General features: G+C 59.2%; 15 protein-coding genes. 7 read left to right on the top strand and 8 right to left on the bottom strand.

The window, feature by feature from the left end:
- Positions 1-202: 202 nt before the first annotated feature.
- Positions 203-682 carry a hypothetical protein gene (locus BO226_RS27450; protein ID WP_156895419.1) on the top strand — a complete coding sequence of 160 codons (480 nt, stop codon included), beginning with the start codon at positions 203-205 and terminating at the stop codon, positions 680-682.
- Positions 683-824: 142 nt separating this feature from the next.
- Here BO226_RS27450 and BO226_RS25430 read toward each other — a convergent pair whose 3' ends face one another.
- The 8 genes from BO226_RS25430 to BO226_RS25395 all read right to left on the bottom strand — a co-directional run bounded on the left by BO226_RS25430 (position 825) and on the right by BO226_RS25395 (position 10,165).
- Positions 825-1,058 (bottom strand): phosphopantetheine-binding protein, encoded by a 234-nt coding sequence (locus tag BO226_RS25430; RefSeq protein ID WP_071936652.1) that lies wholly within the window; start codon positions 1,056-1,058, stop codon positions 825-827.
- Positions 1,059-1,105: 47 nt separating this feature from the next.
- On the bottom strand, positions 1,106-2,734 hold the full coding sequence (locus BO226_RS25425) for a (2,3-dihydroxybenzoyl)adenylate synthase (protein ID WP_071936651.1): 1,629 nt from the start codon (positions 2,732-2,734) through the stop codon (positions 1,106-1,108).
- A 151-nt stretch (positions 2,735-2,885) separates the two neighbouring features.
- Entirely contained in the window at positions 2,886-4,772 is a 1,887-nt protein-coding gene (locus BO226_RS25420; protein ID WP_156895418.1) for an ABC transporter ATP-binding protein, read from the bottom strand.
- Positions 4,769-6,289: an ABC transporter transmembrane domain-containing protein gene (locus BO226_RS25415; protein ID WP_269666667.1), complete on the bottom strand. Its 1,521-nt coding sequence runs from the start codon at positions 6,287-6,289 to the stop codon at positions 4,769-4,771. Before BO226_RS25415 ends, BO226_RS25420 begins: the two co-directional genes overlap by 4 nt.
- A gap of 115 nt (positions 6,290-6,404) precedes the next feature.
- Positions 6,405-7,088: an isochorismatase family protein gene (locus BO226_RS25410; protein ID WP_071936648.1), complete on the bottom strand. Its 684-nt coding sequence runs from the start codon at positions 7,086-7,088 to the stop codon at positions 6,405-6,407.
- A gap of 58 nt (positions 7,089-7,146) precedes the next feature.
- Positions 7,147-8,289 (bottom strand): isochorismate synthase, encoded by a 1,143-nt coding sequence (locus BO226_RS25405; RefSeq protein ID WP_071936647.1) that lies wholly within the window; start codon positions 8,287-8,289, stop codon positions 7,147-7,149.
- Positions 8,290-8,298: 9 nt separating this feature from the next.
- On the bottom strand, positions 8,299-9,120 hold the full coding sequence (locus BO226_RS25400) for an SDR family oxidoreductase (protein WP_071936646.1): 822 nt from the start codon (positions 9,118-9,120) through the stop codon (positions 8,299-8,301).
- Between the two features lie 208 nt (positions 9,121-9,328).
- Complete coding sequence (locus tag BO226_RS25395; protein WP_071936645.1) at positions 9,329-10,165, bottom strand: siderophore-interacting protein; 837 nt, start codon at positions 10,163-10,165, stop codon at positions 9,329-9,331.
- 982 nt (positions 10,166-11,147) lie between these two features.
- On the opposite strand from BO226_RS25395, the gene BO226_RS25390 reads away from it, so the two are divergent.
- From BO226_RS25390 to BO226_RS27435, 6 genes are all read left to right on the top strand, one after another.
- A complete protein-coding gene (locus BO226_RS25390) occupies positions 11,148-11,942 on the top strand; it encodes a TauD/TfdA family dioxygenase (protein ID WP_083543781.1) in 795 nt (264 codons plus the stop codon).
- 18 nt (positions 11,943-11,960) lie between these two features.
- A complete protein-coding gene (locus BO226_RS27445) occupies positions 11,961-12,668 on the top strand; it encodes a hypothetical protein (RefSeq protein WP_156895417.1) in 708 nt (235 codons plus the stop codon).
- Positions 12,665-13,963, top strand: coding sequence for a hypothetical protein (locus tag BO226_RS27440; RefSeq protein ID WP_156895416.1), 1,299 nt, complete (start codon positions 12,665-12,667; stop codon positions 13,961-13,963). The genes BO226_RS27445 and BO226_RS27440 overlap by 4 nt, the downstream gene beginning before the upstream one ends.
- Positions 13,964-15,262 (top strand): aminotransferase class III-fold pyridoxal phosphate-dependent enzyme, encoded by a 1,299-nt coding sequence (locus BO226_RS25375; protein WP_071936641.1) that lies wholly within the window; start codon positions 13,964-13,966, stop codon positions 15,260-15,262.
- Positions 15,172-16,551, top strand: coding sequence for a thymidine phosphorylase (locus BO226_RS25370; RefSeq protein ID WP_083543780.1), 1,380 nt, complete (start codon positions 15,172-15,174; stop codon positions 16,549-16,551). The genes BO226_RS25375 and BO226_RS25370 overlap by 91 nt, the downstream gene beginning before the upstream one ends.
- Positions 16,552-16,654: 103 nt before the next feature.
- Entirely contained in the window at positions 16,655-17,161 is a 507-nt protein-coding gene (locus tag BO226_RS27435; RefSeq protein ID WP_156895415.1) for an ATP-binding protein, read from the top strand.
- Positions 17,162-17,193 lie beyond the last annotated feature (32 nt).

Below are 17,193 nucleotides of genomic sequence, written 5' to 3'. Positions count from 1 at the left end.
AGCCAGAGCCCGCGTCAGTCACTACAAGCGACGGCATCACAAACCGTCGTTGCAGGACTAGGTATGGAAACAGGCCGATGTCCGCTCGATTCTGCTACGCGCAAGGCAATGCAGCGGAGTCGCAGAACTCACCCTCGACCACGTGGCCAGGGGTAGTCGACGCCGCGGAGGACGGCTTCGATCCAACTTGCCGGGCGTCCGAGTGATCCTGGAACAGCTCAACAACGGTCCCATCAACGGCGGCTATGGCGCCGGCATCTGCTTCGAGCTGAGCACACACAGGGCGGTCGGTGTAGGAGACAGAATCGACCCCGCGACCGGCTCCTTGATCATCGACGTCGACATGCTGACATTCGACCGCACGATTGATCTCCATGTCGATTGCGCCACCGTATTCCGTACCGCGGCGCGTACCCTGACTTCACCGCCGGCGTCTGTCGCCTCCGCGATCCACGGGCAGTGCAATACTGAACACAGTCGAACCATCCCCGCGACAACTGCGCGAGCGCACCTGGAATCCAAGGTCAAGTCTGAATCCTCCGGTTTCGTTCGCCCATCTAACTGCGCAGTCTCTGTACCGCACAATCGCCGCCCCGACGCCATACCCTCCGCGGCTGCATCCCTCCGTAATCACAGCGTCGAGTCCATCTCCGCTGCACACAGCTCCCCTGGCAAGGAGTGACTCTTGCAGTACACGCTAACAACAGTGCAGACGTGCGATAGAAGCCTCGATGAAGACTCCCCAGCGATCTTACCCCGCTGGATTACAGCCCCCGCCAGCCGAGACTTCGACCTTCAGGATCTGGCGGCTAAATTAGATGTTTTCATTTTCCGACGATTGCGGCGACCCATTCTCCTAGCGTCGGAGTTCCTGCAAGTATTGCGAAGTCTGCATCAGCGGATCCTTCCGCTCGCCATTTCTCGACCAACTGCATCAAACGGATGGAATCGAGGCCGGCGTCCACGAGATTCGTCGCGTCGGATATTTCTTTGGGTGTGACGCCGAGTGCGGATGCGACATCCTCTTTCATTTGCTCAGGGGAAATAGCTGCAGGCATATGGACCGCCTTTGGTTGGTTGACATCTTATAATTGTAACTTTTTGTTCAGCCGCGCAAGGAATTTCGAAGAGCGGCCCTGCTATCCTTGCCGACTCTCGTCTTGGGGAAGTCGCTGACTATTCGAATTTCATCTGGGAGCTTCCAGTCGGCCAGTCCGGACTGTCGTGCAAAGGCTCGCAGTTCCAAGAGGGAGGGTCCGGTGAGTCCAGCCGGCACGATGAAGACGCAGATGCGTTCACCGAGGGTTTCGTCTGGCAGACCTACCGCGATGACATCACCAACTGCCGGGTGCCGGAGCAACTGACGCTCGAGCTCGGTCGGGGAGACTTTTTCTCCCCCTCGGTTGATGAGGTCGTTCGTGCGACCGTGGACGGTCAAGCTGCCTTCCGGGCTGGCACTGACGATGTCACCAGTGCGGTACCAGCCATCGGTGGTGAAGGACCGGCAATTGGCTTCGGGATTTCGGAAGTAGCCGCGGATTGTGTACGGGCCTCGGGTCATGAGGTGGCCGGGTTCCCCTGGATTGACGGGAACACCCAGGTCATCAACAACTCGCACCTCATCGAGGGCCGACATCGGCCTTCCTTGGGTGTTCAGCACTATATCGTCCGGTCCGTCCAGCGGTGTGTAGCAGACGAGTCCCTCGGCCATCCCGAATACCTGCTGAACCTGCACTCCGAGCGCACTGCGGATCCGGACAGCGAGCTCTGTGGAGCATCGCGCGCCACCGATCTGGATAACAGCGAGCGCGCTATCGACTTGTGCGGATCGTTCCGCGGTATCTGCCCAAAGCCTTGCCAGTGGCGGCACTAGCGCAGTCAGGTTTGCTCCGGTACGGCTGGCAAACGACAATGCGCCGCTTGGTGATGGATCGGCGGTCAGCGCAACCGTGCCGCCCGCCCATAGCGTCCCGAGTATGCCGGGTGAGCTCAATGTGAAGTTGTGCGCGGCGGGCAGGACCGCCAGATAAACGCTCGATGGTCCGAGTCCACAAACCTCTGCGCTGCGGCGAACACTGTATAGATAGTCATCGTGGGTGCGTGGGATCAGTTTGGGAGTTCCGGTGCTGCCACCAGAGAGCATGAGCAAAGCAACAGCATTAGCAGCCGGTTCAGGCTGCTGTTTCCCCGGCGCCAGCCGTAGGTCGAACAGGCCGGTCTGCGTAGAGGAAGCATGGACGCCGTCGGGGCCTACGGTAATCACGTGTTGGATTGTCGGCACCTCACGACGGATTCGATAGGCAAGGGCCTCATAAGAAAAGCCGGTCGTGTCGTGGGGAACGATAATCGCAACCGCGCCACTAGCTTCTGACAGGGCGGCTAGTTCCGCATGCCTATGCGCTGGAAGCGCCATAACGGGTACTACTCCGAGCCGGAAGAGGGCAAATAGGACTTCGACGAAGTAGACCGTGTTGGGCACCTGCAACACGACACGGTCACCTGTCTGAAGACCGAGCGCATCCAGGCCAGCTGCCAGCGAGAAAGCAGCGGCGTCGAGCTCTTTGTAGGTGATATCGCGAACCGGGTCGCGCACAGCCAGACGTTCTCCGTGTTCGGCAGCACGCATACTTAGCATCTGCCCGAATGTGATGCCTGCCCAGCAGCCGGTTGCGCGGTAGAGCTCCGCTGTCTCCTCAGGCCACGGGACGTGGTCGGTAACCTTTTCGTTGGTCATACTTCCCCCTGGACTATCGCCGGTCGAGGTGCGAGGCGAGATCGTCCCGATACCTAGGCAACGTTGGTGATTATTTTCCTTTATCGCCACATTGTTAACTGTGACAAGTAATTTGAGGCGGAGTCTGGTGGGCTCGAGTCCAAGGTGGGGCTCACTCGGCACCTTCCGCGGCCTGACCCCGGGTCGACTGACCACGTCCGAACGACCACGCACTCCACAACTGGGCGTACTCGCCGCGCATTGCAATCAGCTGTTCGTGTGTGCCTCTCTCAATTACTCGACCGTGTCGCATGAGGATCACCTCGTCGGCATGTGCGGCTTGCTCGAGGCGATGTGCGACCACTACTGCGGTACGGCCACGGGTAATACGCAGTGCGGCGGATTCCAGCTCCGCGGCACCCGACGAACCTGCTTCTGCGGTCGCCTCGTCAAGTACGACGACGGCGGGATCAACCAGCGCCACGCGCGCCAAAGCCACCTGTTGAGCCTGTACCGGTGTGAGCACTGTACCTTGCACACCGACCATGGTGTCCAGCCCCGCTTCGAGTTCTGCGACCCATCCCTCCGCACCGGCCGCGCGGAGCGCATTGTCGAGTTCTGTGTCAGTGGCACCCGGATTGGCCAGCGTCAGGTCTTCGCGCAGGGTGCCGGAAAAGACGTGCACGTCTTGGGTGACCATACAGATCAATCGTGATCGAACCGCGGGGTCGAGATCCGCGATGTCGGTATCGCCCAAGCGAACAATCCCTGATGTGGGCGTTCGCAGACCCGCAAGGACCGCTGCAAGCGTCGATTTCCCAGCGCCGGACACACCCACCACTGCCAGTGACTGTCCGGAAGTAACGTCGAGGTTCACATCATTGAGCACCTCACGGTCCCCGTAGCAGAAACGGACGTTCGTGGCGCGAAGATGGCCGGATATCGGGCCAGGCTCGGATCCCGGATAGTGTGCCAGTGGGACCGCGACTGGTACCTGGGCGGTCTCGACGATCACGCCGACCATCCGTCGCAGCGACGCTGATGCCGACGAGATCGGGTCCACGACCAGCAGGAGCTGTCCGATCGGACCGAACAACCGAAGGAAGTAAAGTGTCGCCGCAGTAACCGCCCCGACCGACACCTCACCATCGCGCACTAGGTGAAACCCGATTACGAGCAGTAACGCCATTCCGATCCACTCGGCGAAGTTGACCCGTCCGAACAGTCGGTTGTTGATGACCCTAATCAAAATAGACAACCGAACCACAGCCCATGAGTGTTCCCAGATACGAGCTCGACGGTCGGACTGAAGTGCGAACGCGCGTACCGACGACAAGCCGCGCAACGAGGCCAACAACTCGGCTGCCCGCCTGGCCCGGCGACGGCGTTCTTCCAGATACTGCCCAGGTGCAGAGCGACGGTACCTGAGCAGCGCAAACGCGTAGACCGGCAGCACCACCAGACCGACAAGGACGAATCGCCAATCCAACGCCGCCATCCCGATGATTGTGACGGCCACCGCGAACCCCGCGCCGGTGACCGCAGGAAGTACCTGGGAGACGTTCTCGGTGAGCATTGTTACGTCATCGGTGGTCCTGGCGATGAGATCGCCGGCGCCGACCCGTTCCAGTCGGGCCAGCGGCAGATGCATTCCGCTCCCAATGACGCGTTCGCGCAACCTCGCGATCACGCGGTCCACGGCCCCCGCCATCAAAATGAAGCCGAACGACGTGAGCAGTGCGGACGCAGCAGTGGCCGTGACCATTAGTCCGCCCGCCCACCAGACAGCGGTGGTGCCGGTCCACACGATGAGCCGATCACCATTGCTGGCTAGATCGACGATCGATCCCATGAGGCGCGGTGTCACCAAGGCAGTCGTCGCGCCACCGACGAGCATGATCACCGCGAAGACGATCCGCAGCATATGTGGTCGGGCTGCGTCACTGACAACAGCGCGCACCTGGCGCCCCGAGGCGACAGCGAGCTGTGTTTGCGAAGTCTTGGTCGTGGCGGCTGTCGCCTGTACCACTTGGGAAGTTCCCGTGACAGCGGTACTCACGCGTCCAGCCCCTCGGCCGCAGCATGCCACGCAGGAGAACCGGTGAACACGAGCGTGGTGCGTCCCGCACGAAGCTTCGCCACACGGGCGACGATGACAGCTTCGGTGGCCGAGTCCACCGCGGTAGTGGGATCATCGAGGACTAGAACATCTGGGTCTGCGTACAAGGCCCGAGCCAATGCCACACGCTGCCGTTGCCCGCCGGACAGTGCAGTTCCGGCGTCACCCACCTGTGCGTCTAGTCCATCGTCTGCGACAAGGTCGTCTAGGCCTGCTGCCAGCAGCGCAACATCGGCGCTGACTCTCCGCTCGGGTTTGGCGCCCAATTCCACGTTCTCCAGGACGGTCCCTTCGAACAAGTCACCGGCGTGAGGGGCCACCAGAACGGACTGCCGCAACTGCTCGGGCAACATGTCGCGCACATCCGTATCGCCAATCCTGGCGATCCCACGCGGAGAAGAAACACTCAACGCAAGGGCCGACGTCGCGGTAGCGACTTGACTCGATGCCCAATCCAGCACGGTCAAGATCCCCGGCCGCACCACGATGTCGGCGTCCCCGAGACGTAACACCAGCGGGCCCGGCACATACGGGCGGTCGCCCTGGTCCTCAAGGAGCGTAGGTGCCTGTAGTACCGACAAGACGCGAGATGCTGATGCCTTGCCGGAAGCCCACATAACGCTCGCGAGTTTGGCAATAGACTTCATTGGCTCAGTAATCAGCTGGGCGAGGCCGACAACCGTGATCAGTTCGCCGATGTCAATGCTCCCGTTCACCGCTTGCAGACCTGCGAAGACTGCGATCCCGGCAACGAAGGCGCCCGCGAAAACAGTCAATGTGCCTGACAATGCCGCAGTGGCGTTATTCGCGTGCAGCGTTGCCTCAAGCGCTCGCTCAGAGCGGGCCCGGTAACGGTCGACGGCCGTGTCCTCGGCGCCCAAGCCTTTGATCACACGTATCCCGTGCATCAGGTCCGCCGCAGTCCCGGCCGCGAGCGCCGCCGCACCCTGCTGCTGCCCGACGCGCGCCGCGAGCGGACCTCCGATCCGGTCGGAGAGTACGACTACCGCGCATGCCCCGACCAATGTTGCTATGCCGAGTGGCGGGGAAATGGTGAGAAGCACAGCGGCAGAGAAACAGATCCCAACAAGGTTACCGATCGGGTAGATCAATACGCCTTTTGTTCTCGCCACCGTATGTGTGTCACTTGAGGAGATCGCGAGGAGCTCCCCGGGGAGTCTGCGCTTACCGCCCATTCCATTCGGATCCAGCGCACGGTCGCAGATCCGCATGCGCAGGCCATGATCGACGAAATTCATTGCGATCCAACCGAGCCTAGAGGCATATCGAAAGCTGAACGACAACCCTGCAAAGACGATGGCGAGGATTGCTATCCACTCCATCAATGCAGCGCTGTCACCGGTGGTGACACCGCGGTCGATGGCGAGACCTACCACTACCGGTACCAACATGACCCCGACCTGATGTGCCGCGGACAACGTGACCGCGGGGACCATGTATTGGGGGTGCGCGACCATCGTCCGCCACAGCAGCTGCTGTGGGCTTGTCGACGCATCGACATGTGGTACGTCGACGACGGAGCTTCCCCGGCTTCGCTTCCGACTTTTCATGTCAGCGGACGTACCGACTGGAATCGCCGAAACGAGTCGTTACGCACGAACCGGCGGTCAGTTGGTCCAACAGCTCAGCCGAGGACAGGACAACACCGCAGCGGCGGGCGGTGTAGTTCAGCGCCATCAAGTGTTCGTCGCGCGTGAAATCGGCTGTGGCATCGAGGACCATGAAGGGCTGAATGTCGCTCATGAACGCTTCAGCAGTGCTGAGCATGCAGCCCATGTGGGCGTAGACGCCTGTAACCATAAGCTGGTCGCGGTTGTAGAAGGCCAGCAGGTCGCGCAGATCGGTGCGTTGGAAGGCCGAGTAGCGCCACTTGGTCACCTGAATGTCCCCGGCGGATGGGGCCAGTTCGGGGACCACTTCAGTGTCGAATCCGACAGTCATGCCGGTGCCCCAAAAGTCGGCCAGAATGCCACGGCGGGAGGGGTGCTGGTTGCCGGGTTGCATCGTATAGATAACAGGAATGCTCAATTCCTGGCAGCGCTTTCTGATTTCGGCGAGGTTGACCAGTACGCTTTGCATCGGGTCCACGGTGCTGTCGTACGCCGAAATGAAGTAGCGTTGCATATCGTGGATGAGTAGTGCACAGCGGGCAGGGTCGATCCTCCACGGGACTTGATTGGGGACAAGCTCGTCAGCGTCCGGCAGCGAGTACGGGACGATTGGGGGGATTGGCATGGTATGTCTCCCTGATGATGGTGCGATCGATGGCTTCGGCGGGGCCAGCTGGGCTCAATCAGGTGACCGCGACGGAAGCCTCAGTGATCCCCAGAGGCCGAAGCACGCGTTGGAATTTGGCTGTGGTTTCCGCTAATTCGGCATGCGGGTCAGAGCCGGCGACGATCCCGCTACCTGCGTAGGCTACCAAACGTTGTTGATCGGAGGAGAGTTCGGCGCAGCGGATACTGACCACCCATTCACCGTTTCCGTCGCTGTCGCACCAACCCACAGCGCCCGCATAGAACCCGCGACGGCCCTCGAGCGAGGCGATCACGCGGGCTGCCTCCGTCGTCGGAGTGCCGCAGATAGCAGGGGTTGGATGCAAAGCCGCGGCCAACTCCAAGGCCGAGGGGCCAGCGTCAGCAACCGTCGCTGTGATCGTCGTGCCGAGATGCCACATGTTCGGCGTGGCTGTAAGGCTCGGGCCGGAGATGTCGACGTTGCCGCAGAACTTTTGCAGGCAACGTCCGACCTGATCAACGACGTACTGATGCTCTCGCAGGTCTTTGGCTGAGCCGAGCAGAATCTCAGCGGCGACCCGGTCTGCTCTGGGATCAGGTTCGCGATTGGTTGAACCGGCGAGAGGGTGGCTGAACACTACGGAGCCGTTTCGATTGATCAGAATTTCGGGGCTGGCGCCCACCAGGTGCTTGCCGCGATAGAGGTCACCCGCAGCGGATAGGTCCACGAGGAATCCATTGCCTGCCGGATCAGTAGATACCAACCGATCCAGAAGCTCGACGGCTTCCACCGGTTGTTCCGCACGCGCATGAATTGCCCTGGCTAACACTACCTTTTGCAGCGAGTTTTCCTCGTCGCACAACTTCCCCACTACCGATGCGACTCGTCGGGCATGCTCCTCCGGCGATGGGATGGAATCCTCGAACTCGAAGGGCGGCAACGCTTTCGATGATGCCGGTCGATACCTTTCGGCAGTGACAGACACTCGTTCGGGCGCCCATAACGCGGCTGGCTCATCGGGTACGAACGGAAGCGCACCGACGATCATGTCGTTCTGTCCGTTGCGCAGGTGTGCCGCAGCTTCGGCTGCGGAGTCAAAGCGCTCTCCTCGACCGTGCGCGATTACTGTTCGATGGGGCCGAGCCATGACGAAGGTCGGCCGCGCACGGCCGGCTTGATTGTCACTAATGTCGATCATCCTCTCGCATCACATATCGAGGCTGGCCCCACCATCGACCCGCAGATCGTGCATAGTGATGTGTCGGGCGTCGTTGGAAACCAAGAAACGGACAGCTGCGGCGATATCAGTGGGAGTAGCTATACGCCGCAGTGGAATTCCAAGTCGATAGGAGTCGGGATCGCCCTCGATCAGGGTCGTGAGTGCACTGTCGGAAAGGGGCGGATTCCCGACGTCTATGCCCACGGGCTCGCGGGTGGCGTGGAGTCCGCGGAGCATCGCCGTGTCGGTGGAACCAGGGGAGACCAGGTTGACCCGAACGCCGTAAGGGGCAACTTGAAGCGCCAGGGCACGGGTGAAGGCCGTGGCGGCGGCCTTCGATGCGGAGTATGCAGCCATGCCGACACGGGGAGTAGTTGCGGCATTAGAGGATACAACGACGATTGACCCGTAACCTGTTGCGACCATGTCCCGGGCTGCGCGCTGGGCAACGTTCATGGTGCCGGTGGCGTTGACCGCGAGGCTGTGGGCCCAATCCTCGATGGACGTGTCCAGTGCCGTGCTCGGCAGCATGATTCCAGCGGCATGCACCACCACGTGCGCAGGGCCAAACTCGGAGATCAACCGGTCGAACGCCTTCGAGACCACCGCCCCATCTGTCACGTCGATTTCGTCTGCAAGCACGGATGCCTCTGTTGCACCGCCGAGTTCGCGCGCGACGCGATGCACTCCGGCGGCTTGATCCCAAAGTGCCAAGGCCCGCGCGTCGGGTGCGAGCGTTGATGCAATTGCTGCGCCGATACCGGCGGCCGCGCCAGTGACAACAACGACCGGCCTTCCGAACCCGGTCATGAGCCGTCGCCTGCCGTGACTTTGAACACAGCCGCTGCTCCGTTCGACCGAACGCTAGCGACGCACCGCGTAGCCGGCGAACTCACAGTCGGGGGCCATACGGAAAGCCCGCCGACAATCACCAAAGAGCACGCACTCTGCTGCGTATCAACGGGTTTAAGCGCTCTTGGCCGGGGTGGCGTCACATGGCGCTGGTGTGTCATCGAGCTCACTCGTCCCGGTCGTAACCGGCCACGCCTTGTCGCCAATAGCCCGTAATGAGGCAATCCTGTGGGCCGAGGCCGAGTTCGGTACGCACCCAACGTCGGAGCGGTCTGATCGCGCCGGATTCGCCCGCGATCCAGGCATAGACTCGCTGATCGGCATGTATCTCGACACTGCGTACCAGCTTCTCGAATGTGCCGTCCGTCCCCGGCCCCGAACGGCCGCGGTGCAACCAGTGGACTTCGACACCGTCGGGTGCGTCCAGCGGGATCTGCTCATTGTGATGCACGACTTCGATGAAGGCCCAGCCAGAGGCGTCTTGTGGCAACCACTCTAGCCAACGGGCGATGGCAGGCAAGGCTGTGATATCACCAGCGAGCAAGTACTTGTCGTAGGTCTTGGGCACCACGAGCCCTCCAACAGGTCCGGCAATATGCACTCGGGCACCGGGATTCACTCTTAGCGCCCATTCTGAGGCCAGGCCCCCCGGGTGAATCGCGACATCGATGTCCAACTCGCGAGCGGCTGCGTCGAACCGGCGCACCGTGTAGTCACGCGTCACCGGTCGCGGGGTTCCCCACTTCAGGACAAGCTCGTCCTTCTGGGGGAGGCGCAGAACCCCTTCCTCATCAGGAAACACTAGACGTACATGCTCATCGGGCACATAGCTATGAAATCCATCGAGCTCCTCGCCACCGAAGGTGATGCGTAGCAGGCCCGAACCCACCTGGGCGGTGCGGAGCACCTCCACCGTACACAACCCGATCGGGTAGCCGACCTTCGCACCGTGCGTACCAGAGAGTACATCGGCGATACGTTCGGCATAGGAAGCGCGATCCATCAGGGATTACCCTCTTTCGATAACGACGTGCCAGCAAGGGACGCCTCGTTGCTCCCTCGGTCTGACTGCGGCAGCACGAATAGCGAGCCGATCAACACTAGACGTAGCTGTTCGACCAGCACATTCAGGGGTGAATTCGTTGCAGGGATGAGTCTAGGCGCGTCCCCACTCGCTACGGTGCCGCAGCCACACCATTCATAGTCTTCGCGATACTTGGCGCACAAACACACCTTCGAGGTGACGCGCATAGCTGCATGGGATCGCCGATACGCGGGGCCGGCTTTTGCCGGAACCGTAGTTAACGTGAAGTTCGATCCACGCGGCGTAGACTGCTGCCAGAGAACCAAGGCCCGTTGGATTTCGGAATCGACCTACCCAAGACGCACGGAATAACCAAGGTCCAAGTGGTTCTTTCAGATCTCCGAGGATCGAATACGACACGACGTCTATGAGCATAGTGGTTCCCGTCGAATTTACACGGCTGAGAAAAACTCCAAGATAGCGCTCCCCCTCCCCAGGGTGTGCAGTCGATAGGACAAACCGGACCCGATGCTATGAGTCGCTCCGTTGTCTGTCAACCTGTCTGGAGCACGCAGTCAGGACTTGTTGTGACGGTACATTTAACATACTGTCCTCCGAAGGATTCGAACTTTTGAAGTTCGAATGTGCGCTGTGAGTGCGCTGCGATCCATGCAGCCGGGGAATCCTACCGAATTGAACGCGCCCGCGGCCTCATGTCGCGCGGAAGGAGTGGGGAGGCGTCCGCGTGTGTGGACGGAAACTGTTGGTGAACCGATCAAGTGCAGGGTGTGACACTGTCGTGAATAGACAAGCGCACCCGAGTACCAGCGCGGCCTTGGATTTGTAGCGGGGAGGGTTCGTATTAATCGGCGAGGCGGACCCTTGAGTCTATACCTGTACGGCGGCCGCATTGCGGCTGTGCCGAGTGTGACGGGAGCGCGACAGTTGAACAGGAGGGGAAATGACACGTACGAAATCAACGACAGGTACGGCCTTCGGCGGGATGGAGATTGCCAGCCAGACCGACTACTTCACAATATATCAGCACCCAGACGACCGCCCGGCTTATGAGGCGTTGCACGCAGTCGAAACAGCGTTGAATTTAGGACGTCCTTACATTCCGGAGTTGTATAGAATTTATGCAACAGATTCTCTGGGCAACAACCAGTACGTAGAACTCAAAGCGGAGAATCCAAAAAAAAACGTCCACCCGGCGTTTTCTCGCTCGCGTTCTCTGCCGTGGCACGTTGACGCACTCCTCGAGCCGATCGGCGTCGTGAATACCACGCTCCTGCATTGCATTAGCCCTGCGGTGGAAGGTGGCGAGACAGTCGTCGCGGATATTTCCTCAATATTCCTCTCTTTGGCAGAAGAACATCCCGAGGCTGCCGAACTGCTCACCCAGGAGCATATCCTGGCCAAACGGGCAACTTTGGAGGGAATCAGTGCCGAGCGTATTGGTCCGGCGTTCGCGTATCGCCCCGGGTGTGAGCGGCCTGTGATCACGAGATACGGTCAAGCAGACACTGACGTATGGCGGCCGCGAGATTTCAGAGAAAACGAACTGCTTGAGATCGGTCTCAAAGTGATCGAAGACATGCTTGAAATACCTTCGTCAAGCACCAGGGTACGGCTCAACGCGGGGCAGACGCTAGTACTGAGGAATTCGTCGTGTGTGCATCGTCGCACCGAATATCGCGACGACCAAAATGCGGGCCGGCGACTGGTCCGGGCGATGTATACAAAAGAGTACTAGCTCCGAAAGGTAGCAACGATGAGCAAAATGCCTCCTACCGTTGTGAACATAATCGTTGCCGCAGCGGGGAAGGGGACTCGGTTCGGCGCTAGATACGCCAAGGAACTTCACTTGCTGCCGACCGGTCATGCGGTAGTTGATCGAGTCTTGGAGCCCTGGCTCAATGCGATTTCTGGGGAGGAATTCTCACCGCGGGTAATAATTGTTGGTGACGAAAGCAGAGGTGCGACCCTCGCGCACGTCGCCGAGCGGTATCCGAAGGTGCCGATCGGGATGTGCCTCCAGCGGGCAGACGCACCGAACGTCAACGTGAATGTTCTATCAGCAGCGCGCCAGTGGATCGACAGTGGAGTTGTCATCTATCTGCTCGCGGATCAGATACTGACCGCCGCCGACGCCGTCCTTGTGGGTGCCTTGAAAAATGTCCAGGACGGAGGGATCGGCGTTCTGGTAGCAGGAATCCCGGCGAGCGCCCGCCCTGCTGAGGGGTGTATAGAGCTCGACACGGCCAATGAGCATGTTGTCACGCACATGGAGAAACCACCTGCGGAAGACGAGCGATATAACCATGCGTGGGCTGCACTCGTGGCTAACGCGAACCAGCTTGACCGACTTATAGATGGATTTCAAAACCAGCACGACGAGCCATGGCGGGAATCAAAGGCAATCCATGTCCAGGACTATGTGAACATCAATTCAATTGACGATTTGAGTACGGTGCAATGACTGGGCAGAAATTGATCGTCTTCGACGTCTGTGACTACGATCTCGATTCTGTTTCCGGGATTACGCGGCGAGCTGTGGAAATTAGCCGATCACTACCGCGAGAATACGTTTCCCTCGTGGTCGACTCTCGTGGAAGAATGAAGGGCTGCAATCGCGTCGACGACGTTATTATTTCGCTTCTCAGGGATACTGCGAACCGGGAGTCGAAGAACGCATACGAGTACGTTCTTCGGTCGGCAGATCTCGTAGTAATGTATGATTTCGCTCAGCCGAGAAGCATTGAAATCGTCCGCGATCTCGGCACTCCGATAATCGCCGAGATCGCACCACCGATCGAGCACCTTCTCTATGACGCGGACAAAGCACCGCGCGAACGAATCGTGCAGCACCAGAGGCACGTAGAGACGTTTAACACCCTGGTTCATGAAGCTCAGTATTTTCTTGCTCGATCCGGTATAGAAAAAGCTGTATTGGCGGGTGTGTTGGTTTCCGCTGGCCGAGTCGACGTCATCGATGGTGACACCGCAAGATTCCGCGATCTGATCGCCACGGTGCCGGTTGGATACACCGTCGGAGAAGCTGGACGGACGCTGCGCAACCATCCAGAGGGCGACATGACGCCTCCCACAATAAAACCAGCCGTCGTCTGGAACGGCGGCCTATGGCCGTATATGAACTGGAAGATCGTGCTCGACGCGATAACGCATGTCGATTCCAGTATCCGAGAAGAGTTCCTGGTGGCTTTCCCAGATGTTCGATCCAGAGAACCGGACCTCGGTGAGGGCTCCGTGCAACGACCGAACGAGGTTCTCGAATATGCGCGCTCGATCGGCGTAGATAAGCACGTCGTACTCTACCGGCTCCGCATCGATTCGTGCGATCAACCCACCAAGGATTATGATCAAATTCTCGTGAGCGCCGATGAAAACGTGCACGTGCATCCTCGTGGGTACGTGTGTATTGGCCGAGACGGTATCGAGAACGAAACATGTGTCCGCCTCCGTGTAAGGGAACCACGAGCATTCGGTCTGCCGATGATCATCGATGAAGGAAATCCTACGTCCGACGAACTCGTTCGGGATGGTTTGGCCATCCCTGTCGATCGCGAATCTGCCAAATCTGTAGCCGCGGGCTTGAGTCAAGCATGGACGGTCCGGAATTCGATTCAACGTGAGCGCCTGGAGAATTACAATTATCAAAAGAGCAATGCCCCACTTGTTGCCGCAATCGAGGATCTACTCGCACGTCGAGACGCTTGCGGTGCCATGAACGATACAGCGGAAGGAATTGGATAGATGCGCAACACGGGTGCGCCGCGATTTATCCGCCCATGGTCGAAGGCCGGGGAAGTAGCTCCAATCGTCCATCGCGCCTTCGGAAATACCGTAGAGCTGCGCGGTGACGGTACTGCCAAATTCGACGGTAACTCAGGGGCGATGAGCAGCGTACTCGGCGCTCACAATGCAAGGGTAAGCGCAAGCATTGCTGATCAACTCAATGTGCTCGCTTCATACGATGCGAGCACATTCAGCAATCCGAACGCGGAGCGTCTGGCACGCTTGCTGACAGAACGCACTGAGAGCTGGGGCAGTGCTGCCTATCTGGCGAACAGCGGGAGCGAGGCGAACGAGGCTGCCGTCGGCATGGCGACTCAGATCCAGGAAGCCCGAGGACGCAGTCACGTTCCGATCGTCGTGCTGAGTCACGGATACCACGGCAGTACGTCTTTGCTCCGCCACTTGTCCATGGGCGGACAATTCGCGCCGAAGGCACTCGGGCTTGGTGTTGAGGTTCGCTACGTCGACTGTGCGAGGTGGATGCACATGGTTGACGATTACGCGACATATGCCAGAGCGTTCACCCAGTCTCTGGCAGACGCAATCAGTGGCTGTTCCTACGGCGCTGAACCTGCAGGGATCGTGATAATCGAGCCGTGGCTGAATGTGGCGGGCGGGTACACATTGCCGCAGGAAACCCTTAGGATCGCCGAAGAGAGCTGCCGAGAGCAGGGCGCGATCCTGATCGTCGACGAGGTCTTCACCGGGTTCGGGCGTGGGGGGGCACTCTCCTTTGCGTTGGCCTCCGGGATCAATCCTGATTTGATCACGCTTAGCAAGGGGCTGACAAACGGCACCGTACCGCTGAGTGTCACCCTGGTGAGCACCCCGATCGCCAATGAGCTATCGCGTCTTCCTCGCGTGTTCGCCGGACACACGATGTCGGGGAATGCACTGGCGGCCGAAGCTGCGATTGCTTCTCTTGGAGAGTTCGACGACCACGGCGTGTGGTCCCGTGTTAGTCGGGTCGCTGAGGTCGTTAAGGATGCCAGCCAGGTATTCACTGAACAGGGCGTCGGGCATCACACTTTTGGGACTTGTGTTTCTATTCATTTGCATACCGATGGCGATGCCCTCACGCTGTCTCGTTTCTGTTCCGACCGGGGCGTGGTCGCTCGCAGGCAGTCAAATTCATTGATGCTCATTCCGGCACTGACGTCGGCCGAATGCGATCTACTTGCGGCGATAGATGTCATCGCGGCCGGTACGAGCGAAATCGAACTCGGCCGAGCGACAATTGCAGAGGAGAAAAATTGAGGCGACCGTCGAAGGATCGGACTGTTTTCCCAGCAATAGAGAAGATGTTCGACCAGCGACGACTATCCGATGACGAAGTGAGACATTCTATTGCGGCATTCATGGAAGGCACCGTCTCGGATCTCACTATTGCGACATGGCTAGGTGCTTTCGCGGCCCGCGGTGTGGACTTCGACGAGGTGAAGTCTCTCACGGACGCGTACATCGCGTCGGGCCGGCAGGTAGAGCCGGCAAGTCGTGAAAGTGGCGAGCCCGTCGTCGTTGACAAGCACAGCAGCGGCGGCGTCGGAGACAAAGTGTCGTTGACGGCGTTGCCGATCATCGCTGCGATGGGGATCCCGGTGCTGAAGCTTAGCGGGGGGGCTCTCGGTTTAGCAGGAGGTACTGCCGACAAACTCTCCAGCATTCCAGGATTCAGGGTACAACTTGCGCATTCAGAGCTTGAGGAGATTCTCGCCCGAACCAATCTGGTCATCGGGAGCCAGACGAATGATCTGTGTCCAGGCGACTCGGCCACCTACCGGATACGCGACCTCTGTGGCGCCGTAAAATCTGTCGCTCTGATCGCTGCGAGCATCGTTTCGAAGAAAGTTGCTGCAGGATCCACACGAGTCGTCTATCACATCAAATGGGGCGAGGCCGGTCTGGTTCCTGACGAAGCATCGGCACGGGGACTCGGTGAGTTGATTTACGCCCTATCGCGGGCATATAAAATCAACTCGAAGATTGTCTACTCCGAAATAGATTCGCCAGCGGGGTACTGTGTCGGGAACCTGCTCGAGGTTCTTGAGGCGAGAAGGTTCCTCGGTGGCCACTCAAGGCATCCGAAATTGCTTGAGGAGGTCTACTCCGTCTGCCGAGCGCTGCTGGAAGTGGCGGCGCTCGATCCAGCAAATGCAGATCGCAGGATCAGTACGGTAATCGAAAATGGTGACGCGCTGGCGACCTTTGAGAGATGGCTGTCAGGACAGGGTGCAGACTCTGGATTCGTCAACGACCCGGAGCTCTACTTTTCATCTCTAAAACCGCAGCATCTAGCGGTTCGTGCAAATAAATCCGGGGTGGTCGCACGAATTGATCCTCTGGGAATGGCTGAGATCGCGGCGGCGCTAGGTTTCGCCAAGAATGCGATCGACGATTGCGTCGACCCGTTGGCTGGAATCGAGCTCAAGATCGAATTGGAGTCCAAGGTGTCGGCAGGAGACGTAATCGCTACGCTCTGGTCCAGTAATCCAATCGGTGCCCACATGGAATTGCAGGCATGCAATTCTATCGAAGTTGTTTCCTAGTGAAGTGCGCCCTAATGAGGGATCGCCGAACAAGCGAAAGAATGTAATGAATCACTTAAATGGTCGAGTTGCTGCGACTTCGACACCCTCCACCGTAGTTTGGTTGAACGGCGCGTTCGGTGCAGGAAAGACCACTGTTGCGAGGAGACTTGCGGGCAGGTTTCCGAACTCCGTGATGGTTGATCCCGAAGAAGTGGGATCAATTCTGCGGTCCTCCCTGCAGAAGGTTTCGCCTCGGAGCGATTTTCAGGACTGGAAAGCATGGCGGCGTTTATCGGTAGAGCTTATCGCATCTATCGCGGCCGAGGTTCCCGGTACCTTGATTATTGTTCCGCAGACCGTTCTGATTGAGAAGTACTGGGAGGAAATCAGTAGTGGACTTTCGTCGAGGGTTCGACTGCTTCCAGTTTCCCTGCACGTCGGACTCGATGTGCACACCCAGAGGGTGCACACGGATCAAGAAGAACCGGATGCGCTTCGATGGCGGCTGCATAGGTACAGTGACTATCAGCAGGCTTCGTGGATCTCTCATCGATTCAACATTGTCGATAACAATATGGAGAGTATTGACCTGACGGTGGATTCGGTGGCGAAGCTAATACCATGCTGAGGTATTGACCATCGATCTCCTGACAAATGTGT

This window comes from Rhodococcus sp. 2G (genome assembly GCF_001886355.1).
GTDB classification, from domain to species: domain Bacteria; phylum Actinomycetota; class Actinomycetes; order Mycobacteriales; family Mycobacteriaceae; genus Rhodococcus; species Rhodococcus pyridinivorans.
The sequence above is the reverse complement of the archived record's forward strand: the minus strand, read 5'-3'. Positions and strand labels throughout refer to the sequence as shown.

Excerpts from the sequence above, each read along its gene's own strand:
- BO226_RS27445 (WP_156895417.1), top strand. The coding sequence starts at position 11,961 with ATGAGCAAAATGCCTCCTACCGTTGTGAACATAATCGTTGCCGCAGCG.
- BO226_RS25425 (WP_071936651.1), bottom strand. The coding sequence starts at position 2,734 with ATGACCAACGAAAAGGTTACCGACCACGTCCCGTGGCCTGAGGAGACA.
- BO226_RS25370 (WP_083543780.1), top strand. The coding sequence starts at position 15,172 with ATGCGATCTACTTGCGGCGATAGATGTCATCGCGGCCGGTACGAGCGA.
- BO226_RS25415 (WP_269666667.1), bottom strand. The coding sequence starts at position 6,289 with ATGGTCCCCGCGGTCACGTTGTCCGCGGCACATCAGGTCGGGGTCATG.
- BO226_RS27440 (WP_156895416.1), top strand. The coding sequence starts at position 12,665 with ATGACTGGGCAGAAATTGATCGTCTTCGACGTCTGTGACTACGATCTC.
- BO226_RS25400 (WP_071936646.1), bottom strand. The coding sequence starts at position 9,120 with ATGACCGGGTTCGGAAGGCCGGTCGTTGTTGTCACTGGCGCGGCCGCC.
- BO226_RS25395 (WP_071936645.1), bottom strand. The coding sequence starts at position 10,165 with ATGGATCGCGCTTCCTATGCCGAACGTATCGCCGATGTACTCTCTGGT.
- BO226_RS25410 (WP_071936648.1), bottom strand. The coding sequence starts at position 7,088 with ATGCCAATCCCCCCAATCGTCCCGTACTCGCTGCCGGACGCTGACGAG.
- BO226_RS25405 (WP_071936647.1), bottom strand. The coding sequence starts at position 8,289 with ATGATCGACATTAGTGACAATCAAGCCGGCCGTGCGCGGCCGACCTTC.
- BO226_RS25430 (WP_071936652.1), bottom strand. The coding sequence starts at position 1,058 with ATGCCTGCAGCTATTTCCCCTGAGCAAATGAAAGAGGATGTCGCATCC.
- BO226_RS25390 (WP_083543781.1), top strand. The coding sequence starts at position 11,148 with ATGACACGTACGAAATCAACGACAGGTACGGCCTTCGGCGGGATGGAG.
- BO226_RS25375 (WP_071936641.1), top strand. The coding sequence starts at position 13,964 with ATGCGCAACACGGGTGCGCCGCGATTTATCCGCCCATGGTCGAAGGCC.